The sequence below is a fragment of the Pseudomonas sp. PH1b genome (genome assembly GCF_000633395.1).
In the GTDB taxonomy this organism is placed as follows: Bacteria; Pseudomonadota; Gammaproteobacteria; order Pseudomonadales; family Pseudomonadaceae; genus Aquipseudomonas.
In genome coordinates, this window is sequence record NZ_AYMU01000022.1 from 23217 (window position 1) to 48431 (window position 25215).

The 25215-nt window shown below is 65.0% G+C and carries 24 protein-coding genes; 14 read left to right on the forward strand and 10 right to left on the reverse strand.

What is annotated here, in order from left to right:
* Nucleotides 1-4 precede the first annotated feature (4 nt).
* Nucleotides 5-1132, reverse strand: coding sequence for a saccharopine dehydrogenase family protein (locus U873_RS0127560; RefSeq protein ID WP_025131315.1), 1128 nt, complete (start codon nucleotides 1130-1132; stop codon nucleotides 5-7).
* A gap of 448 nt (nucleotides 1133-1580) precedes the next feature.
* Here U873_RS0127560 and U873_RS0127565 point away from each other — a divergent pair, with 448 nt between their 5' ends.
* Nucleotides 1581-2450 carry an oxaloacetate decarboxylase gene (locus U873_RS0127565; RefSeq protein WP_025131316.1) on the forward strand — a complete coding sequence of 290 codons (870 nt, stop codon included), beginning with the start codon at nucleotides 1581-1583 and terminating at the stop codon, nucleotides 2448-2450.
* A 33-nt stretch (nucleotides 2451-2483) separates the two neighbouring features.
* On the opposite strand, the gene U873_RS0127570 is transcribed toward U873_RS0127565, so the two are convergent.
* Nucleotides 2484-2888 carry a response regulator gene (locus tag U873_RS0127570; RefSeq protein ID WP_025131317.1) on the reverse strand — a complete coding sequence of 135 codons (405 nt, stop codon included), beginning with the start codon at nucleotides 2886-2888 and terminating at the stop codon, nucleotides 2484-2486.
* Nucleotides 2889-3069: 181 nt separating this feature from the next.
* Between U873_RS0127570 and U873_RS0127575 the strand changes: the two genes are divergently transcribed.
* Nucleotides 3070-3819 carry an NAD-dependent deacylase gene (locus U873_RS0127575; RefSeq protein ID WP_025131318.1) on the forward strand — a complete coding sequence of 250 codons (750 nt, stop codon included), beginning with the start codon at nucleotides 3070-3072 and terminating at the stop codon, nucleotides 3817-3819.
* A 36-nt stretch (nucleotides 3820-3855) separates the two neighbouring features.
* Here the strand turns inward: U873_RS0127575 and U873_RS0127580 are convergent, their stop codons facing one another.
* Both U873_RS0127580 and U873_RS0127585 read right to left on the reverse strand, forming a co-directional pair.
* The gene (locus U873_RS0127580; protein ID WP_029978694.1) at nucleotides 3856-5169 is read right to left on the reverse strand and encodes an MFS transporter; all 1314 of its coding nucleotides are present in this window, start codon (nucleotides 5167-5169) and stop codon (nucleotides 3856-3858) included.
* A gap of 65 nt (nucleotides 5170-5234) precedes the next feature.
* Entirely contained in the window at nucleotides 5235-6656 is a 1422-nt protein-coding gene (locus U873_RS0127585; protein ID WP_025131319.1) for an amidase, read from the reverse strand.
* Between the two features lie 137 nt (nucleotides 6657-6793).
* Here U873_RS0127585 and U873_RS0127590 point away from each other — a divergent pair, with 137 nt between their 5' ends.
* The 4 genes from U873_RS0127590 to U873_RS0127605 all read left to right on the forward strand — a co-directional run bounded on the left by U873_RS0127590 (nucleotide 6794) and on the right by U873_RS0127605 (nucleotide 12192).
* Nucleotides 6794-7570: an IclR family transcriptional regulator gene (locus U873_RS0127590; RefSeq protein ID WP_025131320.1), complete on the forward strand. Its 777-nt coding sequence runs from the start codon at nucleotides 6794-6796 to the stop codon at nucleotides 7568-7570.
* Between the two features lie 105 nt (nucleotides 7571-7675).
* Nucleotides 7676-8341 carry a suppressor of fused domain protein gene (locus U873_RS0127595; RefSeq protein WP_025131321.1) on the forward strand — a complete coding sequence of 222 codons (666 nt, stop codon included), beginning with the start codon at nucleotides 7676-7678 and terminating at the stop codon, nucleotides 8339-8341.
* A 327-nt stretch (nucleotides 8342-8668) separates the two neighbouring features.
* Complete coding sequence (ppnN, locus tag U873_RS0127600) at nucleotides 8669-10042, forward strand: nucleotide 5'-monophosphate nucleosidase PpnN (protein ID WP_025131322.1); 1374 nt, start codon at nucleotides 8669-8671, stop codon at nucleotides 10040-10042.
* 365 nt (nucleotides 10043-10407) lie between these two features.
* Nucleotides 10408-12192, forward strand: coding sequence for an FAD-dependent oxidoreductase (locus tag U873_RS0127605; protein ID WP_025131323.1), 1785 nt, complete (start codon nucleotides 10408-10410; stop codon nucleotides 12190-12192).
* Nucleotides 12193-12210: 18 nt separating this feature from the next.
* Here the strand turns inward: U873_RS0127605 and U873_RS0127610 are convergent, their stop codons facing one another.
* Nucleotides 12211-13188, reverse strand: a complete 978-nt coding sequence (locus tag U873_RS0127610; protein ID WP_051586116.1) for a hypothetical protein — start codon at nucleotides 13186-13188, stop codon at nucleotides 12211-12213.
* Nucleotides 13189-13461: 273 nt separating this feature from the next.
* On the opposite strand from U873_RS0127610, the gene U873_RS0127615 reads away from it, so the two are divergent.
* Both U873_RS0127615 and U873_RS0127620 read left to right on the forward strand, forming a co-directional pair.
* Complete coding sequence (locus tag U873_RS0127615; protein WP_025131325.1) at nucleotides 13462-13836, forward strand: DUF2784 domain-containing protein; 375 nt, start codon at nucleotides 13462-13464, stop codon at nucleotides 13834-13836.
* Nucleotides 13837-13995: 159 nt separating this feature from the next.
* Nucleotides 13996-14736 carry a TetR/AcrR family transcriptional regulator gene (locus U873_RS0127620; RefSeq protein ID WP_025131326.1) on the forward strand — a complete coding sequence of 247 codons (741 nt, stop codon included), beginning with the start codon at nucleotides 13996-13998 and terminating at the stop codon, nucleotides 14734-14736.
* Here U873_RS0127620 and U873_RS0127625 read toward each other — a convergent pair.
* Nucleotides 14733-15554: a helix-turn-helix domain-containing protein gene (locus U873_RS0127625; RefSeq protein ID WP_025131327.1), complete on the reverse strand. Its 822-nt coding sequence runs from the start codon at nucleotides 15552-15554 to the stop codon at nucleotides 14733-14735. The two genes, U873_RS0127620 and U873_RS0127625, sit on opposite strands and share 4 nt — an antisense overlap.
* A 43-nt stretch (nucleotides 15555-15597) precedes the next feature.
* Complete coding sequence (locus U873_RS0127630; protein WP_025131328.1) at nucleotides 15598-16050, reverse strand: GNAT family N-acetyltransferase; 453 nt, start codon at nucleotides 16048-16050, stop codon at nucleotides 15598-15600.
* A gap of 145 nt (nucleotides 16051-16195) precedes the next feature.
* On the opposite strand from U873_RS0127630, the gene U873_RS0127635 reads away from it, so the two are divergent.
* From U873_RS0127635 to U873_RS0127645, 3 genes are all read left to right on the forward strand, one after another.
* The gene (locus tag U873_RS0127635; protein WP_025131329.1) at nucleotides 16196-16588 is read left to right on the forward strand and encodes a DUF6713 family protein; all 393 of its coding nucleotides are present in this window, start codon (nucleotides 16196-16198) and stop codon (nucleotides 16586-16588) included.
* A 14-nt stretch (nucleotides 16589-16602) separates the two neighbouring features.
* Entirely contained in the window at nucleotides 16603-16932 is a 330-nt protein-coding gene (locus tag U873_RS0127640; RefSeq protein ID WP_025131330.1) for a hypothetical protein, read from the forward strand.
* Nucleotides 16933-17464: 532 nt separating this feature from the next.
* Entirely contained in the window at nucleotides 17465-18514 is a 1050-nt protein-coding gene (locus tag U873_RS0127645) for a 3-oxoacyl-[acyl-carrier-protein] synthase III C-terminal domain-containing protein (RefSeq protein ID WP_025131331.1), read from the forward strand.
* A 484-nt stretch (nucleotides 18515-18998) separates the two neighbouring features.
* On the opposite strand, the gene U873_RS0127650 is transcribed toward U873_RS0127645, so the two are convergent.
* On the reverse strand, nucleotides 18999-20354 hold the full coding sequence (locus tag U873_RS0127650; RefSeq protein WP_025131332.1) for an MATE family efflux transporter: 1356 nt from the start codon (nucleotides 20352-20354) through the stop codon (nucleotides 18999-19001).
* A gap of 133 nt (nucleotides 20355-20487) precedes the next feature.
* Nucleotides 20488-21471 (reverse strand): MDR family oxidoreductase, encoded by a 984-nt coding sequence (locus U873_RS0127655; protein ID WP_025131333.1) that lies wholly within the window; start codon nucleotides 21469-21471, stop codon nucleotides 20488-20490.
* Between the two features lie 336 nt (nucleotides 21472-21807).
* On the opposite strand from U873_RS0127655, the gene U873_RS0127660 reads away from it, so the two are divergent.
* The 3 genes from U873_RS0127660 to U873_RS0127670 are packed head-to-tail and all read left to right on the forward strand — an operon-like array spanning nucleotide 21808 to nucleotide 24237.
* On the forward strand, nucleotides 21808-22743 hold the full coding sequence (locus U873_RS0127660) for an ankyrin repeat domain-containing protein (protein ID WP_025131334.1): 936 nt from the start codon (nucleotides 21808-21810) through the stop codon (nucleotides 22741-22743).
* 47 nt (nucleotides 22744-22790) lie between these two features.
* Nucleotides 22791-23237, forward strand: a complete 447-nt coding sequence (locus U873_RS0127665; RefSeq protein WP_025131335.1) for a hypothetical protein — start codon at nucleotides 22791-22793, stop codon at nucleotides 23235-23237.
* Nucleotides 23238-23295: 58 nt separating this feature from the next.
* Nucleotides 23296-24237: a class I SAM-dependent methyltransferase gene (locus U873_RS0127670; protein ID WP_025131336.1), complete on the forward strand. Its 942-nt coding sequence runs from the start codon at nucleotides 23296-23298 to the stop codon at nucleotides 24235-24237.
* Between the two features lie 419 nt (nucleotides 24238-24656).
* On the opposite strand, the gene U873_RS0127675 is transcribed toward U873_RS0127670, so the two are convergent.
* Nucleotides 24657-25115 carry a GNAT family N-acetyltransferase gene (locus U873_RS0127675; RefSeq protein ID WP_025131337.1) on the reverse strand — a complete coding sequence of 153 codons (459 nt, stop codon included), beginning with the start codon at nucleotides 25113-25115 and terminating at the stop codon, nucleotides 24657-24659.
* Nucleotides 25116-25215: the final 100 nt, after the last annotated feature.

Genomic DNA, 25215 nt, shown 5'->3' on the forward strand with positions numbered 1-25215 from the left:
GGCTTCAGGCGCTCTCGCGGGAAAACCAAACCTGGATCTGCAGGTGGTCCGGATCGTTGATCGCCTGCAGGTACTCGTCGAGGCTGACCTCACCGACACAGGCCCGGGCCCCCGGCGCCGGCACATGGCCCGCAAGCACCTTGCGCACCACCGCCACCGCCGCGCAGCTGGGAATCTCCGGCCCGTGGTCGTGGCTGCCGGTGAGCTGCGCAGTCATCGACAGCGGCTGGCCATCCAGCCCCAGGCCGTGGACATCGACATACATGGCGCTAAGGCCGTCGCCGAATGCCTCGAACCAGGTGCCGCAGCGGTGCAGGCGCGCCGCCCAGGGTGCCGGATCGCGGATCAGGCCAACCTTCACCAACTGCGCCAGCAGGGCATTGGCCAACCCGGCGACCTTGAGCCCGGCACCGGCCTTGAAGCTCAGGGTGTGGGCGCCGTAGCGCGCGGCGAACAGGTCCAGGTCCGGCACATCGACGTTGGCCAGCAGGCGTGTACCCAGCCTGGGCAGGGTGCGCAGGGTCAGGCCCTGCCAGCCGATCACCGCAGCGGGCTGGCCATCCTTGAGTTGCAGGATGGGCCGCCCGGCGTAGGCCAGCACGCCCTGGATGGTCGACAGCCCGGGCATCTTCGCCGAGGAGGAAATGCCGTGCTCGATGCGCTCGATGCGGGAGAAACGCCCGCGATGCTCATCGATGATCGCCGACGACAGGGTCGGCACCGAACTGCAGCCACTGAGGATCGTCACCCCGGCGGCCCGCGCCTGGGCATCCAGCACGTCGATGCCGCGCACGAACTGGCGGCAGTCGGCCAGGTCGCAATAATTGACTCCGGCTTCGATGCAGCCCCGGGCCACTGCATAGGACTGACCCTGGAACGGCCCGCCAGTGTGGATCACCCAGTCGATGCCCAGGCTCTGCAACGCCGGCGCCCATTGCGGGCCCATGGCATCGCCGCACCAGCCCTCGCAGGAGGTCGCGCCCTCGGCCTGCAGGGCGGCGACCTTGGCCGCCAGCTTCAGGGGGTCGCGCCCGGAAATCACCAGGTGCAACCCGGGCATATGGGTCAGATAGCGGCAGATAATGCTGCCAAAATTGCCATAACCACCGACCACCAACACCTTGAGCGCCATTGCCTGCATCCTTGAACAAAAACCGTCGCGCCACTGAAAAGCCGCAATCCGAGGCGCGGCAGCTTGGTTGATTTGCCAGGGATCGACAAGTGCCCGGGCTCTTGGCCGGCGGGTCGCGAAACCTGCAGAAAGTTATGTAGTGAATCTCGGAAACATCTGGTTAGAAAAAAATGCCAATGCCGGTCCGGCATAATGCTATGCAAAATCCTCATCAACTAGGGCCTCGGAGCGTGATAGCCTCGTCCTGCTATGTCGGCCTCGCATAACAAACTCGCCGGTTCGCGCAACCGAGCGGGATAAAGACGCCTTGCTACCCACCTTGTTTCATCTTCATCTGCCCAACTAACGTTTCGCTGTGAGCCGCTCTTTCCCCGGCTCGCCAAGGGAACTGATTGCAAAATTTGACTCGACCTCAAGGTCGATCTCTCGATCCTATCTCGGAGCTGTTATGTCCAGGCTTTCCCATCAAGATCTGCGCCGCGGTTTCCGTGAACTGATCGCTTCCAACTCCTGCTACCACACCGCTTCGGTGTTTGACCCGATGTCCGCGCGGATCGCTGCCGACCTGGGTTTTGAAGTCGGCATCCTCGGCGGCTCCGTGGCCTCGCTGCAGGTTCTCGCAGCCCCCGACTTCGCCTTGATCACCCTCAGTGAATTCGCCGAACAGGCCACCCGCATCGGCCGCGTGGCCCAGCTGCCGGTGATCGCCGACGCCGACCACGGCTACGGCAACGCCCTCAACGTGATGCGCACCGTGGTTGAACTGGAACGCGCCGGCATCGCCGCGCTGACCATCGAGGACACCCTGCTGCCGGCGCAGTTCGGGCGCAAATCCACCGACCTGATTTCCGTCGCCGAAGGCGTCGGCAAGATCCGCGCAGCCCTGGAGGCCCGGATCGACCCGGAACTGGCGATCATCGCCCGGACCAACGCCGGGATCCTCCCGGTGCAGGAAATCATCAACCGCACCCAGCAGTACGAGCGGGCCGGCGCCGATGCGATCTGCATGGTCGGCATTCGCGATTTCGAACAGCTGGAACAGATCAGCGAGCACCTGAGCGTGCCACTGATGCTAGTGACCTACGGCAACCCGGCACTGCGCGACGATGCGCGCCTGGCCGAGCTGGGGGTGAAAATTGCGGTCGACGGCCACGCCGCCTACTTTGCCGCGATCAAGGCCACCTACGACTGCCTGCGGGAACAGCGGCAGATCTTCACCCAGGCCTCGGATCTGAGCGCCACCGAACTGGCTCACACCTACACCCTGCCCGAGGACTACATCGTCTGGGCCCGTGAGTTCATGAGCGTCAAGGAGTAACCCCAGCGATCGGCCGGGTTGGGGCGCAAAGCGTCAACCTTGGGCCGACTGCAGCGCGCCTTCCACGCAGTCGAGGATCTGGCCGATGGTCCAGGGCTTGCGGATGAAGCTCACCGGATAACACACCCCGGAACTCTCCGGGGTCTCGAATCCCGACATCACCAGGATCGGTATCCACGGCCAGTGCTCGTGGCACAGGTTGCTCAGGCTGGCGCCATTGAGGGTGCCGGGCATGGTGATGTCGGTCAGCAGCATGGCCACGTCCGCGGCGCGCTTCTGCAGAAAGGCCCAGGCCTGGTCGGCGCGCTCGCAAGCGTGGGTGGTAAAACCCTCGTCCTCCAGGATCTCGCACAGAAAACCCAGCACCGTAGGCTCGTCCTCCACCACCAGGATCAATCGGGGTGAGGCGCCCTGTTGGGCTGGCGACGCTGGATTCATGGGGTGGGCACTCCCTGGGAGGATGAACTGGATACGGACCGGACCGCTGACAAGAGTTATGAGCGGTGCCGAACGGATTAATTCACTTTCAGAACGCCTTGCGACGAGTTTTTCGGACAGGTCCGAACAGAGTCCGGATAATCATCTGCCCATAGCCCTCGACCATGGAGACGCACGGTTCATGGAGTTCGATCCCCAACGCCTGGCCCAGGCCCGGCACCTGCTGGTGTTCACCGGCGCCGGCGTCTCGGCGGAAAGTGGCATCCCGACCTTTCGCGATGCCTTGAGCGGTTTGTGGGAACACTTCGATCCGGCACGCCTGGCCACCCCCCAGGCCTTTCGCGAAGACCCGGCGCTGGTCTGGGGCTGGTACGAATGGCGGCGCCTGAAGGTACTCGAGGCCCAGCCCAACCCCGCGCACCTGGCCATCGCCGAACTGGCCCGGCGGGTGCCACGCCTGACCCTGGTCACGCAGAATGTCGATGATCTGCACGAGCGCGCAGGCAGCTCCGAAGTCCTGCATCTGCACGGCAGCCTGCACACGCCCAAATGCTTTGCCTGCAATCGCCCGTTCAACGGCCAACTGCCGGTGCCGGAGCTGCCGGAACAGGGGGCCAGCCTGGAACCGCCACGCTGCAGCGGCTGCAACGGCAAGATCCGTCCCGGGGTGGTGTGGTTCGGTGAAGCCCTGCCACAGCAGGCCCTCAAGGATGCGTTCAAGGCGGCCGATGAATGCGACCTGCTGCTATCGGTGGGCACCTCGGGGCTGGTGCAACCGGCGGCGCAGATTCCCCTGCGGGCCCTGCACCAGGGCGCCACCCTGGTGCACATCAACCCGCAGCCCCACACCTGCAGCGCCCCCGGGGAATACAGCCTGGTGGGCCCGGCCGGACAGATCCTGCCGCAACTGCTGCGCCAGGCCTTTGGCTGATTTCCCGGCGCCGGCTACCAGGCCCGGGGCCTCCACTCAGCCCCGACCCGCCTGGGCGCGACGACGCATCAGCAACAGCACGCAGACAAAAGAGGTGAGTGCCAGCGCCGAGTAGAACACCGCCAGGGGCCACCACTGGCCGCCAAACTGCCCGGCGATCAGGGTTCCGAGCATCGGCGTGGTGCCGCCGATCAGCGCTCCGCAACCCTGATACGCCAGGGAGATGCCGGAATAGCGCTGATGCAAGGGGAAGATCTCGACGATGTAGCCAGCAATGACCGCGTAGAACGCAGAGGAGAAGATCTTGGTCAGGGAAATGCCGAGAATGATCATCAGCGTCTGGCCGGTGCCCACCAGGGTGAACATCAGGTACGGCACGAAAACGCTGATAGCCGACACCAGCAACAAGAAGCGCCCCGCACCGACCTTGTCTGCCAGCCAGGCGGCGATCGGCTGGTTGATCAACTGCACGATGGCCACCACCGACAGGCATTCGAGAATCACCTGGCTCTTGATGCCCATGAACTGGGTGGCATAGGCAATCATGAAGGTGTTGGTGAAATAGGCCGAGGAAATGCCGATGGTGCAGGCCCCCATCACCAGCAGGATCAGCGGCCAGGATTCGCGCACCACCGTTTTCACCGGCGACTGCTTCTGGGTCCGAGCGGCAATGTCCTTGCGCCGCGCCTCGAACTCCGGCGACTCATTGACCCCGCGGCGGATGAGGAACGCCAGCAGCAACAGCAGCACGCTGCCGAGAAACGGCAGGCGCCAGCCCCAGGCCAGCATATCGGCCTCCGGCAGCGAGCTGATGTAGCGGAAGGTCAGCAGCGACAGCACCAGCCCCGCCGGGCTGCCCAGCTGGGCGAACGAGGCATAGAAGCTCTTGCGCCGCTCGGGCGCATGCTCACTGGCCAGCAGCACCGCCCCGCCCCACTCGCCGCCCACGGCGATGCCCTGGAACACCCGCAGCACCACCAGCAGCACCGGGGCCATGAAGCCGATCTGCGCATAGGACGGCAGCAGGCCGATGCCCACGGTCGCGCCGCCCATCATGAATAGCGTGAGAATCAGCGAGTACTTGCGCCCGAAACGGTCACCCAAATGGCCGAAGATGATGCCGCCCAAGGGCCGGGCGAAAAAACCTACGGCCAGAGTGGCGAAGGACGACAAGGTGCCTACCAACTGGCTGCTGCCGGGAAAGAACACATGGCTGAAGATCAGCGCCGAGGCGGTGGCGTAGATATAGAAGTCGAACCACTCGATCAAGGTGCCGAGGAACGAGCCCAAGGCCGCACGGATCGGTTGCGCGGCCGCGGGCTGGGGTGAAGCACTGCGAGTACTGGACATAGAACTTCCCAATCATTGGCATTGTTATAGGGGTTGCAGTGGGGTGCGGCCGTGGCCGCGCCGGGTCAATCCGGCCGGCGGGCAGTGTGCTCGCGGCTAGCGGTTTCGAACATCTGGGCAAATTGCAGCAGGCTGCGCTCATCGCGATAGCGGCCGATGATCTGCAGCCCCACCGGCAAACCCTGCTCGGTGAACCCGCAGGGCACAGAAATCGCCGGATGCCCGGTCAGGGTGATCAGCGAACAGGATTGCATCCAGTCGATGTAGCTGTGCATCGGCTGCTCGCCGATGCGCTCGACGAACGCCTGCTGCACCGGGAACGGCGGCACCTGGCTGACCGGAGCGATCAGAAAATCGTAAGTCTCCAGCAACTGCTGCATGTCGCGAAACAGCCGCGCACGAACCTGCTCGGCGCCGATCACATCCTCGGCACAGAAGCTCTTGGCCAACTCGATGTTCCACACCAGGCTGTCCTTGAACTGTGCGCGATGGCTCTGCAGCAACGACGCGTAGCCGCTGGCGTAGGTCAGTGCCCGCAACACCTGGAAGGATTGGGCCGCACCGGCGAAACTCGGCTCGGCGTGCTCGACACTGCAGCCCAGCCCAGCCAGGCGCCGGGCACCAGCCTCGATCACCGCGCGCACCTCAGGGTCCACCGGCAGGCCGCCCAGGTCCGGGCTGTAGGCGATGCGCGCGGCGCGAAAGTCCCGCTCCGGCAGCTGCGCAAAACCTTCGGCCGCTTCCTGCAGCGACAAGGGATCACGGGGGTCGGGGCCGGCAATCACGCTCAGCAGCAAGGCCACGTCCGCCACGCAACGCCCCATGGGGCCGGCCACGGTGAGCTGGCCAAAGCTGTTGTTGTTGGGCCAGTTCGGCACCCGGCCAATGGACGGGCGCAAACCGACGATGTTGCAGAAGCTGGCCGGGTTGCGCAGCGAGCCGCCCATGTCGGTGCCATCAGCCAGGGCCACCATGCCGCAAGCCAGGGCCACCGCCGAACCGCCGCTGCTACCGCCGCAGGTCATGCCCGGCGCATAGGGGTTCAAGGTGGCGCCAAACACCTGGTTGAAGGTCTGCGAGCCGGCGCCGAATTCCGGCAGGTTGCTCTTGCCCAGCAGGATCGAACCGGCCTCGGCCTGGCGCCGCACGATCAGGGCGTCCTGGGTCGGTACATGCTCGGCATACACCGGCGATCCCCAGGTGGTGCGCATGCCCGCCGTGGGGAAGGAATCCTTGTGGGCCACCGGCAAGCCATGCAGGGCCCCGAGCCGGCCACCCTGGGCCTGGTATTCATCGGCGCGGGCGGCACGGCGCAAGGCGCCTTCGGCATCCAGGGTGACCAGGGCATTGAGCTGCGGGTTGCGCCGCTCGACCTCGGCCAGGCTGGCTTCGGTCAGTTCCCGGGCGGACAGGTGCCCGGCACGGATGTCCGCGGCCAGGCTGCAGGCCGATTGCATGACGAGGGAGGCGTCGGATTGAGTGCTCATCTTTTTCCTAAAGTATCGTATAGCGATACTGCGTATTGTATTTTGGTACTATTTATAATCCCAAGTGCCGGGTAGGTCAATATGCGCTACCCTGCTCGCCCCGCCCCGGAGGCAGCCCAATAAAGGAGCCATGCAAGGTGTCAGAACAAGCCGGCGAACAGGCCAATCCACAGTTCATCGCCACACTGGAGAAAGGCATCCGGGTCCTGGAGATGTTCCGCAGCGGCCACGCCTCCCTCGGCCTGACCGAGTTGGCGCAGAACTGCGACATGACCAAAAGTGCGGCGCAACGCTTCACCTACACCTGGTGCGAGCTGGGCTACCTGCAAAAAGACGAGCGCTCGCGACGCTACAGCCTGACCCACAAGGCCCTGGAGCTGGGTTTCCTGTACCTGAACTCGGACCCCTTGATCAGCAAGGCGCTGCCGGCCCTGACGCGGATTCGCGAACGCTGCGCGCTGACAGTCAACCTGAGCCTGCTCAGCGGCCACGACATCGTCTATGTGATGCGCATCCCCGGCACTCAGCAGACCTTCACCGAAATGCTCCCCGGGCGCCGCATGCCGGCCTGGTGCACCTCCGCCGGACGCGTGCTGCTGGCCGCCCTGCCCGACGCACGCATCCGCGACAGCCTCGCCGCCCAGTCCCTGGAACCCTTCACCCAGCAGACCCAGGTGGATCGCCAGCAGCTGTTCGAGGACATTCTGCAAGCGCGCCAGCAAGGCTATGCGCTGGCCAGCGAACAAGTGCTGATCGGCCAGATCGGCGTCGCCGCGCCGATCCGCAACCTGCACCTGCAGACCGTGGCCGCGGTGAACATCACCGCCTCACTGAGCCAGTGGCCGGCGACGCGGATGGTCGATGAACTGGTGCCGTTGCTGATGGAAGCGACCCAATCGCTGGTGATCGGCTGACCCGGCCTGCCACTGACCGCGCCAGCGCAGCTTCTGCTGCGCACCCGGGCCAGACTTCAGGGCGGTTGATGGGCAACCGCCCGCCTCATTCAAGGAAGCCTCCGCATGTCGCAAGCCACCCCCGCCCCATGGTTCGAAGCCGCCTGGGCGCAACGTGAAGAAGAGCTCTATCCGGCGCTGTTCGGCGATCTGGGCCCGGGCATCTACCCCCTGGACATGGCGCTGTTCAGCCAGGTCTTCGGCCAGAGCGAGGTCGATCCGCGCTGGTTGACCCACGGCGTGTTCGAGTCACCGCCCAACGCCGGCCGCAGCAGTTGGCTGTACGTCACCTCGGGGCTGTCCAACGCCTGGGAAGATGAGCAGCCCGAACCGGACGGCGACTCCGGCCTGGGCCTGGAACTGTTGCTGGAAACCCCCGAGCAATCGCCCTGGGCCTTGCGCCTGCTGCGCAACTTCTGCGCCTACCAGTTGCTGCTGGCCGCCGAGCGTTTTGCCGGGCAACAGCCCCTGGGCCCCTGGGACCGGATGCGCACCGGGCAGCCGATCACCGGGGGCGACAGCCTGCTGCAAGCCCTGCTGTTCATTCCCGCACCCGGGTTTACCGGCCCCTGGCAACTGCCGAGCGGACGCTTCGAGTTCCTACAATTGGTCGGCGTGACCCTGGACGAACATGCCTGGGGCCAGGCCCACGACTATCAGGCCCTGCAGCAGCGCCTGGCACAGGCCGGGGCCTCGCCCTTGGTCGATCCGACGCGGGGCAGCGTGCTCTAGCATCCGTGTGCCCTGCCCGGCTTCGCGCCGGGCCGGATGGCGATTCAGGCCCGGGCCAGCCGCGACTTTCTGAGCCGCAACTGCAGCCCCCGGGCAATGCCCGGGACGGCCCGCAGATTTGGGCCAGGGGCTCGGTGCAACATTTTTTGCCCCCAGGGCCGGCCGCAATGAGTTAGATTCAGCCAGCGCAGGATCGGCAAATCCGCTTTACTCTCTCACTCGACCCCAGGAGTAAACAGCCTCCATCGGCGGTCCCATTCACTGCCCTGCTCTTTTTTCGCCACTGCCCGCTTGCGTCGCGGTGGCTTCGCTTTCAGGAATTCATTAATGCCGCAAAGACACGTGATCAATGCTTCGGTCAGCCCGAAAGGCAGCCTGGAGACGCTCTCGCAACGCGAAGTGCAACAACTCAGTGCCGCCGGCTCCGGCAGCATCTATACCCTGTTCCGCCAGTGCGCCCTGGCCATTCTCAACACCGGCGCCCACGTCGATAACGCCAAGACCATCCTCGACGCCTACCACGATTTCGAAGTACGCATTCACCAGCAGGACCGAGGCGTACGCCTGGAACTGCTGAACGCGCCGGCCGATGCCTTCGTCGACGGCGAGATGATCGCCAGCACCCGGGAAATGCTCTTCAGCGCCCTGCGCGACATCGTCTACACCGAGAACGAACTGGGCAGCCAGCGCATTGACCTGGACAGCTCCCAGGGCCTCACCGACTACGTCTTCCACCTGCTGCGCAACGCCCGCACCCTGCGCCCCGGCGTGGAACCGAAAATGGTCGTGTGCTGGGGCGGCCACTCGATCAATACCGAGGAATACAAGTACACCAAGAAGGTCGGCCACGAACTGGGCCTGCGCAAACTGGATATCTGCACCGGCTGCGGCCCGGGCGTGATGAAGGGCCCGATGAAGGGCGCGACCATCGCCCACGCCAAGCAACGCATGAGCGGCGGCCGCTACCTGGGCCTGACCGAGCCCGGGATCATCGCCGCCGAGGCGCCGAACCCCATCGTCAACGAACTGGTGATCCTGCCGGACATCGAGAAGCGCCTGGAGGCCTTCGTCCGTGTCGGCCACGGCATCATCATCTTCCCCGGCGGCGCCGGCACTGCAGAAGAGTTCCTCTACCTGCTGGGCATCCTGATGCACCCGGACAACCAGGACCTGCCGTTCCCGGTGATCCTCACCGGCCCCAGGAGCGCAGCGCCCTACCTGGAGCAGCTCAACGCCTTTGTCGTAGCCACCCTCGGCGAAGCGGCGCGCAAGCACTACCAGATCATCATCGACAACCCGGCCGAAGTGGCGCGGCAGATGACCGAGGGCCTGAAGACCGTCAAGCAGTTCCGCCGCGAGCGCAACGACGCCTTCCACTTCAACTGGCTGCTGAAGATCGACGAGGGCTTCCAGCACCCGTTCGACCCGACCCACGAGAACATGGCCAACCTGCAACTGAGCCATGCCCTGCCGCCCCACGAACTGGCGGCCAACCTGCGCCGGGCGTTCTCCGGCATCGTCGCCGGCAACGTCAAGGACCAGGGCATCCGCCTGATCGAACAGCAAGGGCCGTACAGCATCCACGGCGACCCGGCGATCATGCAGCCGCTGGACGAGTTGCTCAAAGCCTTCGTCGCCCAGCACCGCATGAAGCTGCCGGGTGGCGCGGCCTATGTGCCCTGCTACCGCGTGGTGAGCTGATCCGGCGCCCCGTCAAGCGTTGAACGACGCCGCGTTGCCCTCCCGGGAGCGCGGCGTTTTTTTGCCCGCCGCACAGCGTGGCGAGGGAACTGGCTCGCGCTCGAGCGTGCAGCAGGCGCATTCCCTGAACCCCCAATATCCCTGAAAACAACACGCCGGCCATTGGCGCCCTGGCCCTGGCCTGAGCTGCGCCCTGCCGGGCGGCCAGCATCGTCCTCAGCATGCCCCTGCAACCCTGTTCCACGGGCGTTGCACAGGGCTGGGCACATCGAGTTTGACAGCCTCCCGAGCACTGTGGAATAGTTTTTCAAAAAAAATGGAACCGAATTCCATTTATTCATTTCTATCGAAAAAGGCCCGTCATCGTGAGCGAAGTCCCCGCTGCAACCCTGCCTCCTTTGGACTGTGACCTGCTGGTGATCGGCTCCGGCGCCGCCGGCCTGGCCTGCGCCGTAACCGCTGCCTGGCACGGTCTCAAGGTAATAGTGGTGGAAAAGGACGCGACGTTCGGCGGGGCCAGCGCCTGGTCCGGCGGCTGGATGTGGGTGCCAGGCAACCCCCTGGCCCGTCGTGCCGGCATCCATGAAGACCCAGAGCAACCGCGCACCTACCTGCGGCATGAATTGGGCGCGCGCTACGACGCGCCGCTGATCGACGCCTTTCTCGACAACGGGCCGCAGATGGTGGCGTTCTTCGAGCAGCACACGGCCCTGCAGTTTGTTGACGGCAACGGCATTCCAGACATCCATGGCCGGGTGCCCGGCGCCGGCGTCGAGGGTCACCAGGTCATTGCCGCGCCCTATGACGCCCGGCACATCGGCCCGTTGCTGGCACGCCTGCGCAGGACCCTGCGGGAAACCTCGTTCATGGGCATGCCGATCATGGCCGGAGCCGACCTCGGGGCCTTTCTCAGCATGACCCGCTCGTTCAAGTCCCTGGTGCATGTCGGCAAGCGTTTTCTCCGTCACCTGCGGGACCTGGCGCTGCACGGCCGGGCCATGCACCTGGTGAACGGCGTGGCGCTGATCGGCCGGCTGGCAAAATCCGCCGAGATGCTGGGGGTACAACTGCTGGAATCGGCGCCGGCGCGTTCACTGCTGCAGGATGCACAGCGGGTGCATGGCGCCCTGGTCGACACGCCCCAGGGGGCTCGGGAAATCCGCGCGCGCCGTGGCGTGGTGCTGGCCAGCGGCGGTTTTGCCCATGACCCGGTACGGCGCCAGGCCCTGTTTCCCCGAGCGCCAGGGCCCGATGAGCACCTGGCGCTGCCACCGTCGAGCTGCTCGGGAGACGGTATCCGCCTTGGTGAGTCCGCCGGCGCAGTGCTGTCCCGCGATCTCGCCAGCCCGGTGGCCTGGGCCCCGGTGTCGCGGGTGCAGCATGCCGACGGCAGTGTCGGGCATTTTCCCCATATCATCGACCGGGCCAAGCCCGGGCTGATCGGCGTCCTGGCCAGCGGCAAGCGTTTCGTCAACGAAGCCGACGGCTACTACGATTACACCGCGGCCATGGTCGAGGCCGTGCCCGCGGGGCAGGAAGTGGCCTCATGGCTGATCTGCGACCACCGTTTCCAGCGCCGCTACGGCTTGGGTTACGCTCGCCCCTTCCCTTTGCCGGTGGGCCCGCTGGTGCGCAGCGGCTACTTGCAGCGGGCCGACTCCATCGAGGCCCTGGCGCGGCGCTGCGGCATCGACCCGCAAGGCCTGGCGCACACGGTGCAGGGCTTCAATCAGCAGGCCCGGCAAGGCCAGGACCCCGAGTTCGGCCGGGGCTCGACCGCCTACAACCGCAAGCAGGGCGACCCGCTGTACCCGGGCCCGAATCCGTGCGTGGCGCCGATCGAACAGGGACCGTTCTACGGGGTTAAAGTCCTGCCCGGCAGCTTCGGCACCTTTGCCGGGCTCAGGACCAACCCTCAGGCCCAGGTACTGGATGCGTCGGGCACGGCGATCCCCGGGCTGTATGCGGCAGGCACCGACATGGCCAGTGTCATGGGCGGGTTCTACCCGTCCGGCGGGATCAACCTGGGGCCGGCCATGACCTTCGGCTACATTGTCGGGCGCCATGCAGCAGGCATCAGCGCCTATGAAGTGACACTGGAACAGCCTCGCCACGCCAGGACCGCAGCTGCTGCCACACCCCACGCCTGAGGGGGAAGCGCAACTGGTTCAGGGACTAAAGCCCGTGCCGCTGTCCAGCCCTACCGCAGGTTGCGCCGCTTGCAACTGGCCCTCGATCTGCCGACCGAGGTAGTAGACCCCGGCCATGACCCCGTGCTCGGGGTCGTGCAGTTGCCTGAGCCATGCCTGGTCGAAGGCCTTGCCCAGGTCGCGGCGCGTCTGCTCCTGCAGCGCCTCGCGGTCATTGTCGTGCACCAAGGCCCGTACGCCCGCCACCCCCACCGAGAGCAGGGTGCCGGCCACCCGGCCCACGGCCGCCGCCACCGCACCGGCCACACTGCGGCCGGCGAACTGGGCCTGCAGCTTGTCGCTGGTCACCAGGGCCACCTGGGCAATGCCCGACGTTGCATCCCCCTCGCTCGCGGGTGCCCCGTGGATCTGCTGCAACAGCGGCCCATAAGCTGGCAACCGGGCGATGGGCTGCACCTGGATCAACTGCTGCAGCGAGGCCCGTTGCCCGGCCTGCGGACCGAGATCGATGGCGGTGATCCGCCCAAGGTGCTGCTGCAACTGCGGCGCCGGCAGTTGATGACGCGCAGTGATGACCGCCACCTGCCGGCGCAGCAGCTGCACATAGAATTCCATGGCCTCGCCGGTGATGTCGTCGGCATCGATCTCCAGAGCCACCGGTGCCAGGACCCGCTGTTGATACTGCTCCTGCAGGTAGGCGGCCAGGCGCCTGGAAGACGGGTCGGCATCGCCGCGGCTGTTGAGGGAATACCAGCCGACCTTGAGCGACAGCCATTCCTGGGTCCAGTAGCCGGTGAACCAGGGAATGAAGGCCTCGTCGGTTTGCTCATAGATCCGGGTGCGCCAGTGCTCCATGGAACCCCGGGCATAGACCTCGACCTGCGCGGTGGCGGAACGGCAAGCCTCCAGCAACTCGCCATCCACCTGTTGCCAGGTGCCAGGAGCGACCGGAGCCGCCACCGGTTGCTCAGGGGCCCGGCTGGCACAACCGGCCATGGCGATGAGCGCCAGGCACAGCAGCCCCCGACTCAGCCAGGGGAGCAAGGGGCAGCGGGAGCGCAGCGCCTGCAGGCACAAGGCATTTCCCTCCCTGAAGGGCAGTGTCGGCGACAGCGGCCGCCAGGACTTCCAGCAGTATAGGTAGCGTCCCCTGGCCCTTGGGAAAATCCCCGGCCGGCGTAACGCAAATCCCCACCACGCTGCCCGCGCCATCGGTATATTGCGCGGGGCGCCTGCGCCACGGACCCGTCTCCCCCACAAGGAACCTTCATGCTCTACCGCATTGCCGCTGACAGCCTGGTGCTGTTTCACCTGTCATTCATCGTCTTCGTGCTGCTGGGGGGCCTGCTGGTACTGCGCCATACCCGGCTGATGCTGCTGCACCTGCCCGCTGCCGCCTGGGGCGTGGCCGTGGAGGTGCTGCACCTGGAATGCCCGCTGACCCGCTGGGAAAACCTGCTGCGCCACGCCGCCGGGCAGGACGGCTACGGCGCCGGGTTCATCGAGCACTATCTGATCCCGCTGATCTACCCTGCCGGGCTGACACCAGGTATCCAGCTGTGGCTGGGGGGCCTGGTGCTGCTGGTCAACCTGTCGGTCTACGGCTACCTGGCCTGGCGCTGGATCCGCTCGCGCAGCGCCTGATCCAGGCCCAGCAACCGGGACGGCCAGTCAGCCCCGGTTGCACCTTGCACCCTTATCTCCGAATCGCCGGGCTCAGCACCTCGACGTGCAGCCGAGCGTGACCCAGGTGTTTCGCTATATACTTTTGTATATTGCGAATCCGCCCCACGAGACTGCCCCATGCATCGCCCTTCATCCACCATGGCCAGCCTGCCCTCGCCCGCCGTCGACGCCGGTTCGGCACGCCCCCTGACCGCAACGCCGGCAGGCCGGGAACGCCACTCCCGGCTGCGCCACCGCCAGCTGATTCTCGACGCCGCCCGCAATGAATTCGCCGCCAAGGGTTTCAGCGCCTGCCAGACTCTGGACATCGCCCTGCGCGCCGGGGTGCCCAAGGCCAATCTCTACTACTACTTCCACACCAAGGAAAACCTCTACGCCGAGGTCCTGCTGCCCTTGATGGAACCCTTGCAACAGGCTTCGCGGCTGTTGCACGAGGAGGCCGAGCCGCGACAGGCGCTGGCGGCCTACATCGAGGCACGGGTGCAGATCGTCCAGGGCTATCCGTTGCGTTCGAAGATTCTCTGCAGCGAACTGCTGCATGGCGGGCAACAGCTGCCAGCGGCCTGGCGCGAGAGCCTGGAGGCGCAGAACCGCAGTGAAATAGCCTGCTTGCGCCGTTGGGCCGAACGCGGGCTGATCGCCGCCGTCGATCCGCAACACCTGCTGCTGTTCATCGGTGCAGCCACCCAGATCTACCCGACCCTCGGCTGGCAGATCGCCCTGATGGAGCACAACGACGGCCCCAGCGCCAAGGACTTCCAGGCCGTTGCCACGACCCTGACCCGCATGGTCCTGGGCGGCGCGCTGCCCGCCTCGGACATGGGCTCCGGGCTGCCGGCCCGAGCCCTGGCGATCTAGCCCGAAGTACTTGCCGCGAGACCTTCGCAGGCCTGGGTCAAGGCTTGCCAAGTGGACTCGTCGGCAGGGATCAGGTGCTCGATGCGCAATGACGCCACGGTGATGTCCTGGGGCATGCCGAAGGTGGTGAAGGTGGAGAGAAAACGCAGCTCGCCCTGGGGCCCGCGAACCCGGGTCAGCAGCAACGGAGTCGTCAGGTCCGGGGCCCCTGCCGATTCCCCGGGAAACGGCAGGCTGGCCAGCAGCGCCGCAAGCTCCGGGTCCACCGCGGCCTCCTGCGCGGCCCGCTGCCAGGCCACCTGGCGGATCTCTTGCGCGTTGACCAGGCAGTCCCCGAAACCACTGGGCGCCAGCAGGGTCGCCAGCAGGTTGAAGCCCTGTTCGAGCGCCTGCAACGGCAGGCCCAACAGTTGAAACAACGCCTGGGTTGCACGGTTGGCCACCAGTACCTGCCAGTGGCTGTCAATCACGATGGCCGGCGCGGGATTGTTGGCCTGGAGCAGGTGCATCAGGGCCATCCGTACCGGTTCCAGGCCCGGATCGTTCAACCCCAGGGCGGCGTAGCGCGGCGCGTAGCCGGCAGCGAGAAACACCCGATTGCGGGTTGGCAACGGGGTGTCCAGGGTGCTCAGCAGGCGGTGCAACAGCTCGGGACTGGGCTGCGCACGACCGGTCTCGACACAACTCAGGTGGCGTTGCGACATGCCGGCCTGCAAGGCCAGCTCCAACTGGCTCAAGCGCCCCTGCTGGCGTAGCTGGCGCAACAGCAGGCCCACGGTAGGCGAGTCGACGGCGGCGGGGGCATGGGGTGGCAACATGGCTCGGGGGCATCCTATGGAGACGGTTGTGCGGCCTCGGCGATCAGCCGACAGGCTTGAAATAGATCAGTTCGGGATCGTCATGGTCGAGGTTCTCCACCACCCCGCTGGGCACGAAGCCGGCCTTGGCAATCAACCCCCGGGCCGCCTGGTTGGAGCGGTTGGTGGAGATGAACAGCTTGGTCGTCCTGCAGGCCTGCTGCGCCGCTGCCAGCAGCCGCAGGGCCACGCCCCGGCGCTGTTGATCAGGCGCCACCACCACCAGGGAGACGAACCCCTGGTCGAAGAAATCATGATTGAGCAACAGGTAGCCGAGCACCCGGGAGGACTCCACCTCGACCCAGCACTGCCCTTGCTCGACCGCCCGGTGCAGGGCCTGGCCGCGTTCGGGGTGGGCATCGGCATAGGCATCGAAACCGAGCATGGCCGGCACATCCTCGGCCCGCGCTTCACGGATCAACCGGCCTGTGGCCGGAGCCGCTGTCTGTGGGTTCATCACTGCTCGCTCCTTGAAGGTGATCGTCGTACCGGGTGCAGCTGACAGGATCGGCTGGCGGCCTGTCTATGACCTGTGGGGTCATTGAGTGGCGACGGGCTTGCCACTTAGCCTGTTTGCCTGTCGTTGTTCAAGGAGTTTCATCGTGAGAAAGACACTCTGGGTGCTGTGCGTGGCCCTGTTCGCCGGTCATGAACTGGACGCCGTGGCCCAGTCCGAATGGCGCCTGCTGTATGGCTTACGCGACCTCGACCCAAGGCTCGGCCAGGCGCTGTTCATTGCCCTGCACGTGCCCCTGGTTGCCGCGTTGATCTGGCTCACCGGGCATTCGCGCCCTGCCCTGCGCCGCAACAGCCAGCGATTACTGGCAGGGTTCGCCGTGGTCCATGCAGGGCTGCATTACAACCTGCGGCAACACCCGCTGTATCTGTTCGACTCGCCCTGGTCCCAGGGCCTGATCTTTGCCTGCGGCGCTGCCGGCCTGCTGTACCTGATGCTCGACCTGGGCCGCCAGGCCAGCCACCCACACCCTTGCTGATGGAGTACCGTCCCATGCACCGTCCCTACCTGGCACTCCTGGCCCTGCTGGTCTTCAGCGGCTACACCCTGTTCACCCTGTTCCAGGCCGAGCAGTCCCTGCTGCAGTTCGGCCTGCAACTGCTGTCGCGGCCCGATACCGCGCAAGTGGTAATCGACCTGTACCTGATGGCGCTGCTGGCCTCGGCCTGGATGCTGCAGGACGCCCGCCACCGCGGGCGCTCGATCGCCTCGGTGCTGCCCTACCTGCTGCTGACGGCGATCTTCGTCTCCATCGGCCCGCTGCTGTACATCGTGGTGCAAGGCTGGCGCCGCCCGTCACCGGCGCGGGCCCAGAAGCATTGAAAGCCGAGCTCAGGCCAGCCACCGCCGTGTGGCGAACAGTCCTGCCGGTACGATCTGGGTGGTCAGAACCACTGTCGCCCTGCGCCGGCTCGACCTTGCAAACGGCGTGGGCTGTGCTCCCTGGCCGCGCAGGATTGGCGACCCATGATTCATGGACAACAGGCGGAAAACAGCCACCCAAACACTGCGTAAACAACAAACTTGCCGAGCGGGCATTGATGCAAGTCACGAACTAACCATAACTAATAACACATGATCAAAAGTTTAAATTCTTTATTAAAACCCAATCAAAGCATTGCTATTAAGACACTCTAAAAATCATAAAAAATAAATTTCAGCGCCTGGCTTGTTTTCCTGATTTGCTGTGCTAGAAATATGTACTCCCACTAACCAAGCCAACTAAAAAGACTTCCCACAGCCTCGACAACAAGCGCCTTCCAGCAACACCACAGCGTTCTTCAAAGCAACTAATCAGCACTGCACCACTGGTAAAACCTTCACCACGGATACACAACGCAAACAAGGATGTCGTATGAAAATTGCAGGACTTTCAGGAATTCTTCCTTCGCGAATCGTTACAAACCAGGATGTTCTCAATTTGGTCGAGGAGCATTCGAGAAATACTTTTGAGGATGACTTGCCAAAAACCTTGAAGACCATAGGCAAGTTACTGGATAAAAGCGGAATCGAAACACGGCACTGGCTAGGTGCCGGTGAAAAGCCGATGGAACTGATGGAAGCTGCATTTGATTCCGCCTTGGCACAGGCCAACATCAGCAAGGCCGACCTGGACTTGCTGATCTACCCCAATGTGACACGCGGGTTCATTGAGCCAGCCAATAGCACCTTCATCTGCAAGGCCCTGGGCCTGAACTGCAGAAACTTTGACGTGGTCGACGCCTGCAACGGCTGGGTAACGGCCATGGATGTCATCAACAGCAAGATGGAAGCAGGCGAGATACGCTACGCGGCCATCGTCAACATGGAATTCGGCATGTCTGACGGCGGACCGGTGATGCCCAAGAACTTTACTTTGCAGTCTCCATCGGAACTGGCATACAAGTTCCCAAGCTTTACCATTGGCGAGGCGGTAACCGTCACCATACTCAGCAATCAGGCACCTGGAAACTTCAAGTTCTCTTACATTAACAGGCCTGACCTGAGCGACTTGTCGACCATTTCCCTGCCGGACTGGAAGCAGTTCTGCAATGAGGAGGATATGGCGCGCATTTCACCGACAGGTGGCCAATACCAGTTCAATTCCTACGCCGCGGCGCTGCATGAAGATGGCAGGAACGAAGCGATAAAAGTATTCAACATGCACAAGGCACCTGCTTCCGACATTCACAAAGTATTCATTCATACCGGTTCACCCAACATGTGGGAACACATTGGCGAACTTATCGGCATTGAAAAGAAACTGCATCACGTCGGACATAAGACAGGCAACATCATTACCGCATCGATTCCTTATGGAATCTTCGATGCGGTGAGCCAGGGCAACGCCGAGAAAGATCAGTTCTGCATGGGATGGGCCGGCAGCGGAGGCATGGTTTTTTCCGCCCTGTCATTCAGTTTGTAAAGCTCCGTTGAACGACCATTTCAGCGCAGGTTTGCGCTGCAAGTCGGCTCTCTAGAAGCGCAGTCAAGTTCTCCGGACACACGCCAACCAACTTGCCGCGATACTGCGGCAAGTTGAGAGTTCCATGCCCCTGAGTATCGAGTCGCCTCGCCTAGGTGCGCCCGAGTTTCTCGTGTTCTCTTTCTGTGTCCCTCAATGACAACCGTACAGCCGGTGTCTGCGACCTCGTCTGTTCAGTTGCCCCCATCGACTCGGCAAACCCGAGGGATGCCCGCCAGGTGCAGCGCCGTGCCACGAACCTGATGAACCGGCACCGGCCTCATGCGCAAATCGCTATAGACCGTGCTTCCAAAACCGTACCGTCACCCTTTCTGCTGGGCCCCTCTCAGGAGCGTGCTGAGCCTCGCCCCCGGTGTCCCGGAAAGCAGATCGGGCCCATGGCACTACGCTCGTGGCGCAGTGCCAAGGTGCGTTGAAGCACAGATCAGATCAGGCGCTGGATCTGCTTGTGGCGCCACACCAGCTTGAAGTAGCAGACCTGCAGCGCCAGCATGCTCAGGTAGGCCACCGGGAACGCCATCCACACCCCTTGCAGGCCGTAGTGCGCATCCAGCAGGTAGGCTGCCGGCACCTGGACCCCGATGATGCAGAAGATCGAGATCGCCACCGGCACCAGCACTGTGCCACTGGCGCGCATGATGCCGCCCACCACCGCCTGGAAGCCGAACACCAGGAGGCTCCAGAGCATGATGTGCAACAGGTGCTCGGCGTTCACCAGGGCCGCCGGATCGATGATGAACAGCCCCAGCAGCCAGTGCGAGATCAGGTAGCCCAGCAGCACCAGGGCCCCCGTCAGGCACAGGTTGATCGCCAGCCCCGTGCGCAGGATCGGGGTGATGCGTTCCAAGCGCCCGGCACCGATGGCCTGGGCACCGAGGATCGAGGCCGTGATGGCGATCGACAGCGCCGGAAACTGCACATAGTTGACGATCTGGGTCACCGCGCCATAGGCCGCGGTCGCCTGGGAGCCGTGGCGGTTGACCAGGGCCAGGATCACCAGCTCGGACAGCGAGATCACCACCATCTGCAGCCCGGTGGGCAGGCCGATGCGCAGCACCTTGGCAAGGATCGCCGGGCTCAGCTTCAGCGCCGCGAACAGCGCCCGGTCCGGCGCCAGCGGGTGCTCGCGGCCACGCAGGCGCCAGACCAGAAACCCCATGGCCAGGATGTTGCCCACCAGCCCGGCATACGCCGCGCTCTGGATGCCCATGGGCGGCAGGCCCAGCCAGCCGCGAATCAGCGCCGGGGTCAGCAGCAGCCCCGCCAGGGTCGAGACCATCAGCGCCAGCAGTGGCGACAGGGTGTCGCTGACGCCCCGCAGCAACTGGGTAAAGAGCACGAACACCAGCAGCAGCGGCATGATCAGCATCATCACCTGGGCATACCCCACCGCGTCGTCCAGCACGTCGGCGGGCGTGCCCAGGCCCTGCAGCGCCGGCCGCGCGAAGAGGATGCCCAGCAGCGCTCCCGACAATCCGATCAGGGCGCCGAGCAACAGGGTCGTGCCGGCCACGGCCTTGACCGTGCCCAGCTCCCTGGCGCCCCAGGCCTGGCCGATCAGCACCGAGGCCCCGGCCCCGAGGCCGATCACCAGGGCAATGAAGAAGAACACGATGGGAAACATCCCCGACACCGCCGCCAGGGCCTGGGTGCCGAGCAACTGGCCGATGTAGATACCGTTGAGGGTGCCGGAGAACGACTGCAGGAAGTTCGACAACACCATGGGCAGCAGGAAGATCAGGTACACCTGCCAGAGCGGACGCTGGGCGGGAATCGACATGGAGCGGGCAACCTCGGATCAGGAGCACGGAGGGCCACGGGGCCCTGGAGAGTATGGCGACCGGCTGTTATAGGTTCAGCGGTTCAACCGTCGCGCCAGCCACAGCGGCAAGCGCGACCTACCCGGGTTTACATCAACGGTTGAGGTTGACCACCACCCGCCCGCGGACCTTGCCGTCGAGCAGTTCCCGGGCCACCGCCGGCACCTGTTCCAGGCCCACTTCACGGGTGATCAGCTCCAGGTGCGCCAGGTCCACCTCGGCGGCCAGGCGCTCCCAGGCATGCACCCGTTCGTGGTAGGGCCGAGTGACGCTGTTGATCCCCAGCAGGCTCACCCCACGCAGGATGAACGGCGCCACCGAGGCCGGAAAGTCCATGCCCTGGGCCAGCCCGCAGGCGGCCACCAGACCATCGGCGGCCGTGCCGGCGCAAACGTTGGCCAGGGTATGGCTGCCCACCGAATCGATGGCCGCCACCCAGCGTTCCTTGGCCAGGGGGCGTCCCGGCTGGGACAGTTCCCCTCGCTCGATGATGCTCGACGCCCCCAGCCCCTTGAGGTAGTCGGCCTCTTCCGGGCGCCCGGTGGCGGCGATCACCGAATAGCCCAGGCGCGACAGCAGGCTGATGGCAAAGCTGCCGACGCCACCGCTGGCGCCAGTCACCAGCACCTCGCCACGCCCGGGCTCCAGGCCGTTACGTTCCAGGGCGATCAGGCACAGCATGGCGGTGTAGCCTGCGGTGCCGATGGCCATGGCCTGGCGCGGGGTGAAGGCCTCGGGCAGGTGGATCAGCCAGTCACCCTGCAAGCGGGCCTTCTGCGCCAGGCCGACCCAATGGCTTTCACCCACGCCCCAGCCATTGAGCAGCACCTGCTCGCCAGGGCGAAAACGCGGGTGACTGCTGGACTCCACCGTGCCCGCCAGGTCGATCCCGGGGACCATGGGAAACTGGCGCACCACCGGGCTCTTGCCGGTGATCGCCAAGCCATCCTTGTAGTTCAGGGTGCTGTAGGCGACTCGCACGCTGACATCACCCGCGGGCAGCCGGCCCTCGTCCAGCTCGGTCAGTCGGGCGCGATAACCTTCGGGGTCTTTGTCGATCACAATGGCCTTGAACATCATGGACTCCTGTTGGCAAGGGAGGCTGCAACGGCGTAGAGCGCGAACGCGCCATCCTACGCAAGCCTTCGGAAGGCGTCCATGAACCCCCCACCCGCCTGAGGATTCCTCAGGTGGCCGGGTCGGCGCTGCCGGTCATTGAGCGCCTCCCCCCCCAGCCCTCGCCTGCGACGCCTGAAATGGCCCGGGCCGTACCCGGCGTCCCCTATCACCGCGTAGCCCAGCGCGACTGGCCTGCCAGAACGGCAGCGATGAGCATACCGGGCATGGCAACAACGGCGCCTGGAGCGTTACCATGCCGCGGCGTTTCTACCCTGACCGAACGGATTCTCGACCTTGTCTCACCTACTGGAAAAAGCCGCCGCACGCGGCGATCTCGCGGCCCTCGAACGCCTCCTTGATGCCGGTGCGGACCTTGAATGGCAGCACAAGGGCACCGGCCGCACGGCCCTTCTGGCCGCCACTATCGCCGGGCACCGGCCGGCCGTGACGCTGCTGCTGGCCCGTGGCGCGAATGTCCAGCAACCCTGCAAGGCCCTGGGCTACAGCCCCCTGGCCTGGGCCGCCAGCCATGGCGATACCGCCATCGCCGAGTTGCTGATCGCCCATGGCGCCGCGCTCGAACACGCCAGCCCCGAACTGCAACGCACTGCCCTGATGAACGCCGCCCAGGCCGGGCACGAGGCAATGGTGAGCTTGCTGCTCAAAGCCGGCGCCGATCCCCTGCCCCTGGACTTCCAGCAGCGCAATGCCTGGTCCCTGGCCGAAGAGAAGGGCCATACCCAGATCATGCAATGGCTGGCGCAGGCCGGTGCCGGGGCGCCGCCAGCGTCCGCACCGCCCCCCTCCCTGCCCTGGCCGCCGCTGGCACCAGGCAATGACAACAGTGGCGATCCGGTCACCCAGGTGCGGGCCTATACCCTGGCCCTGGAGGCTTGGGAACAACGGGGCAATGCCCTGGGCCACGAGGCTGTCGACGCCGCCTTCTGGGCCGAACCGCAACAGCTCCTGGAGCGTTTCTGCACCCTGCGGCCGCGGGCCTACCCCCGAGCCTCCTACGGCTACCCCACCACCTACTCCGCGGCCGACGAACTACTGGGCTGCCAGTTGCTCAAGCCCGCCCAGGCCGAAGTGCTGGTGCGTGATCCGGCCTCCCGGGCGCTGTGCTACGAGCATCGCTTCCTGGTCAAGCGGGTCGCGGGGCAATGGCGCATCGACAGCGTCAAGCGTCGCCTGGCCGGCACCCCGCGATGGACCCACGCCATTCTGTGACCCGCCTGCCACTTGCACGCCCCTCTCACCTTTCAGGACCTGCACAAATGAAATACGACGATGCCTGCTGGCACTACGGCGGCGACTTCCCCGCCGACCTGCCCGCCAGCGCCGGGGCCACCCATATCGGCCTGTTCCTGGCCTGGATGCTGATCCACGACTTTGCCAGCGAGGAGCTGCTGGACGATGTCGAAGAGGAGATCGGGCAAGTCCACGCCCGCACCCTCGATGGCCGCGAGTTCCTGTTGCGGATACTGGATGAAAAGCTCAGCGAGGATGATTTCAACGACGAAGGCAATGCCTTCGCCCTGGCCTACTACAAGGGACGGGACAGCGGTCGGTTTTCCAGCGACTACGAACAGATCCTGGCCCCCGAGCCTGGCACCATCTACCGGGTGGAAAACAGCTGGAGCAACTATGACCGGCTGGCAGCGGTGATGGACAAGCGCCTTGCGCAATGGCGCGCCTTGGGGCGACCGCAGTACATCGACTGAACGCCGGCCGCCGGCAATTGTGGTTAAATGCCGCCCCCGAAAATTGCCGGCCCCACCGATGACACCTCAAGCTCTCGCCACCCTCAACCAGCACCTGCTCACCGCCCTGGCTGCGGCCCCCAGCGAAACCCGGCGCCTGTTCCATGGGCGCGGGCGCTGCTGGCCGGGGCTGGAGCAACTGACCGTGGACTGGCTGCAAGGGGTGTTGCTGGTGTCGCTGTTCAAGGCCCCGGAAGCCGAGCAGCTCGCGGCCCTCAAGCAGCTGCTGGTCGCCCTGGGCGATACCGCACAATGGCACACCAGCGGCGCCCGCAGCCTGATGCTGCAACACCGCTACCTGCCCGACAGCCATGGCGAGTGGCTGCTGGGTGAGCCGGTGGAGTCCTGCACCATCACCGAGGAAGGCTTGCGCTACCTGGTGGATCTGGGCAGCAAACAGAACAACGGGCTGTTTCTCGACATGCGCTACGGACGCAACTGGGTCCGGGCCCAGGCCCAGGGCCAGAACGTGCTCAACCTGTTCGCCTACACCTGCGGCTTCTCGGTGGCGGCGATCGCCGGCGGCGCCGAGCGGGTGGTCAACCTCGACATGTCCCGCGCGGCCCTGAGCCGCGGCCGCGACAACCACCGGCTCAATGGCCACGACACCAGCCGGGTGAGTTTTCTCGGCCATGACCTGTTCAAGTCCTGGAGCAAGGTCAAGCAAGGCGGTCCCTACGATCTGGTGATCATTGACCCGCCGTCGTTCCAGAAAGGCAGCTTTGTGCTGAGCAAGGACTATGCGCGGGTGCTGCGGCGCTTGCCGGAGCTGCTGACCGCCAACGGCTGCGTACTGGCCTGCATGAACGACCCGGCGTTTGCCGTGGAGTTTCTGCTGGAGGGGATGGCCGAGGCGGCGCCGGGGTTGCGCTTTGAACAGCGGCTGGAGAACCCGCCGGAGTTTGCCGATACCGATCCGCAGTGCGGGCTCAAGGCGCTGGTGTTTCGTCAAGGGCAATAGCGGGTTGGGGGGTTGGCGAGTGGGGCATTTTACGCCCTGTCCGTAGGAGCCGGCTTGCCGGCGAAGAGGCCCGCAAGGCATGCAGCGCCTGGGCCGACGCCTTCGCTGGCAAGCCAGCTCCTACGGCAGGCAGATAGGCCGTGCAGTTCCCTGTAGGAGCCGGCTTACCGGCGAAGAGGCCCGCAAGGCATGCAGCGCCTGGGCCGACGCCTTCGCTGGCAAGCCAGCTCCTACAGCAGGCAGATAGGCCGTGCAGTTCCCTGTAGGAGCCGGCTTGCCGGCGAAGAGGCCCGCAAGGCATGCAGCGCCTGGGCCGACGCCTTCGCTGGCAAGCCAGCTCCTACAGCAGGCAGATAGGCCGTGCAGTTCCCTGTAGGAGGGGCATGTGCCCCCCCAAAAAGCCCAAAGCCCCCCTTCCCTCACAGCGCCATCCGATACTCGATAACCCCGGGCTTTTGCGCCACCCAGTCATACAGCCGCTGGGCGCGCTTGTTGCTCTCCTGTGTGTGCCAGTACAAGCGCCCACAGCGCTGTTCCCGGGCAAAGGCCTGCACCCACTCGATCAACCGTTTTCCCGCACCACTGCCCCGCACCGATGGGGCTACATACAGGTCCTCCAGGTAACAGAAGTCGGTTAGCGCCCAGGTCGAACGGTGCAGCACCGAGTTGACGAAACCAATCAGTTCATCGCCCTGCACCGCCACCGCTGAAAACACCGGTTCCCGGGGATCGCAAAACCGTTCGAAAGCAAGCACGCTGACCTGCTCATCCAGCGTCACTTGATAGAAGTCCTGGTACGCCAGCCACAACTGCAACCACTGCTGGTAATCCTCAGGCTGAATCGGCCGTATGCTCACTGCGTGTTGTTGATCACTCATTGCACTCTCCTTTGAAAACCCACACCAGGCATCAGGTCCCGGGTGGTGAAGAGCGCCAGCTTAGGGGCTCAATGGCAGGTTTGATCAGGCCAGTTCAAGC

Coding starts and splice junctions, on each gene's coding strand:
- U873_RS0127610 (WP_051586116.1), bottom strand. CDS start 13,188: ATGGCCGGTTGTGCCAGCCGGGCCCCTGAGCAACCGGTGGCGGCTCCG.
- U873_RS0127580 (WP_029978694.1), bottom strand. CDS start 5,169: ATGTCCAGTACTCGCAGTGCTTCACCCCAGCCCGCGGCCGCGCAACCG.
- U873_RS0127625 (WP_025131327.1), bottom strand. CDS start 15,554: ATGTTGCCACCCCATGCCCCCGCCGCCGTCGACTCGCCTACCGTGGGC.
- U873_RS0127615 (WP_025131325.1), top strand. CDS start 13,462: ATGCTCTACCGCATTGCCGCTGACAGCCTGGTGCTGTTTCACCTGTCA.
- U873_RS0127630 (WP_025131328.1), bottom strand. CDS start 16,050: ATGAACCCACAGACAGCGGCTCCGGCCACAGGCCGGTTGATCCGTGAA.
- U873_RS0127585 (WP_025131319.1), bottom strand. CDS start 6,656: ATGAGCACTCAATCCGACGCCTCCCTCGTCATGCAATCGGCCTGCAGC.
- U873_RS0127565 (WP_025131316.1), top strand. CDS start 1,581: ATGTCCAGGCTTTCCCATCAAGATCTGCGCCGCGGTTTCCGTGAACTG.
- U873_RS0127560 (WP_025131315.1), bottom strand. CDS start 1,132: ATGGCGCTCAAGGTGTTGGTGGTCGGTGGTTATGGCAATTTTGGCAGC.
- U873_RS0127570 (WP_025131317.1), bottom strand. CDS start 2,888: ATGAATCCAGCGTCGCCAGCCCAACAGGGCGCCTCACCCCGATTGATC.
- U873_RS0127665 (WP_025131335.1), top strand. CDS start 22,791: ATGAAATACGACGATGCCTGCTGGCACTACGGCGGCGACTTCCCCGCC.
- U873_RS0127655 (WP_025131333.1), bottom strand. CDS start 21,471: ATGTTCAAGGCCATTGTGATCGACAAAGACCCCGAAGGTTATCGCGCC.
- U873_RS0127670 (WP_025131336.1), top strand. CDS start 23,296: ATGACACCTCAAGCTCTCGCCACCCTCAACCAGCACCTGCTCACCGCC.
- U873_RS0127650 (WP_025131332.1), bottom strand. CDS start 20,354: ATGTCGATTCCCGCCCAGCGTCCGCTCTGGCAGGTGTACCTGATCTTC.
- U873_RS0127620 (WP_025131326.1), top strand. CDS start 13,996: ATGCATCGCCCTTCATCCACCATGGCCAGCCTGCCCTCGCCCGCCGTC.
- U873_RS0127675 (WP_025131337.1), bottom strand. CDS start 25,115: ATGAGTGATCAACAACACGCAGTGAGCATACGGCCGATTCAGCCTGAG.
- U873_RS0127640 (WP_025131330.1), top strand. CDS start 16,603: ATGCACCGTCCCTACCTGGCACTCCTGGCCCTGCTGGTCTTCAGCGGC.
- U873_RS0127575 (WP_025131318.1), top strand. CDS start 3,070: ATGGAGTTCGATCCCCAACGCCTGGCCCAGGCCCGGCACCTGCTGGTG.
- U873_RS0127645 (WP_025131331.1), top strand. CDS start 17,465: ATGAAAATTGCAGGACTTTCAGGAATTCTTCCTTCGCGAATCGTTACA.
- U873_RS0127595 (WP_025131321.1), top strand. CDS start 7,676: ATGTCGCAAGCCACCCCCGCCCCATGGTTCGAAGCCGCCTGGGCGCAA.
- ppnN (WP_025131322.1), top strand. CDS start 8,669: ATGCCGCAAAGACACGTGATCAATGCTTCGGTCAGCCCGAAAGGCAGC.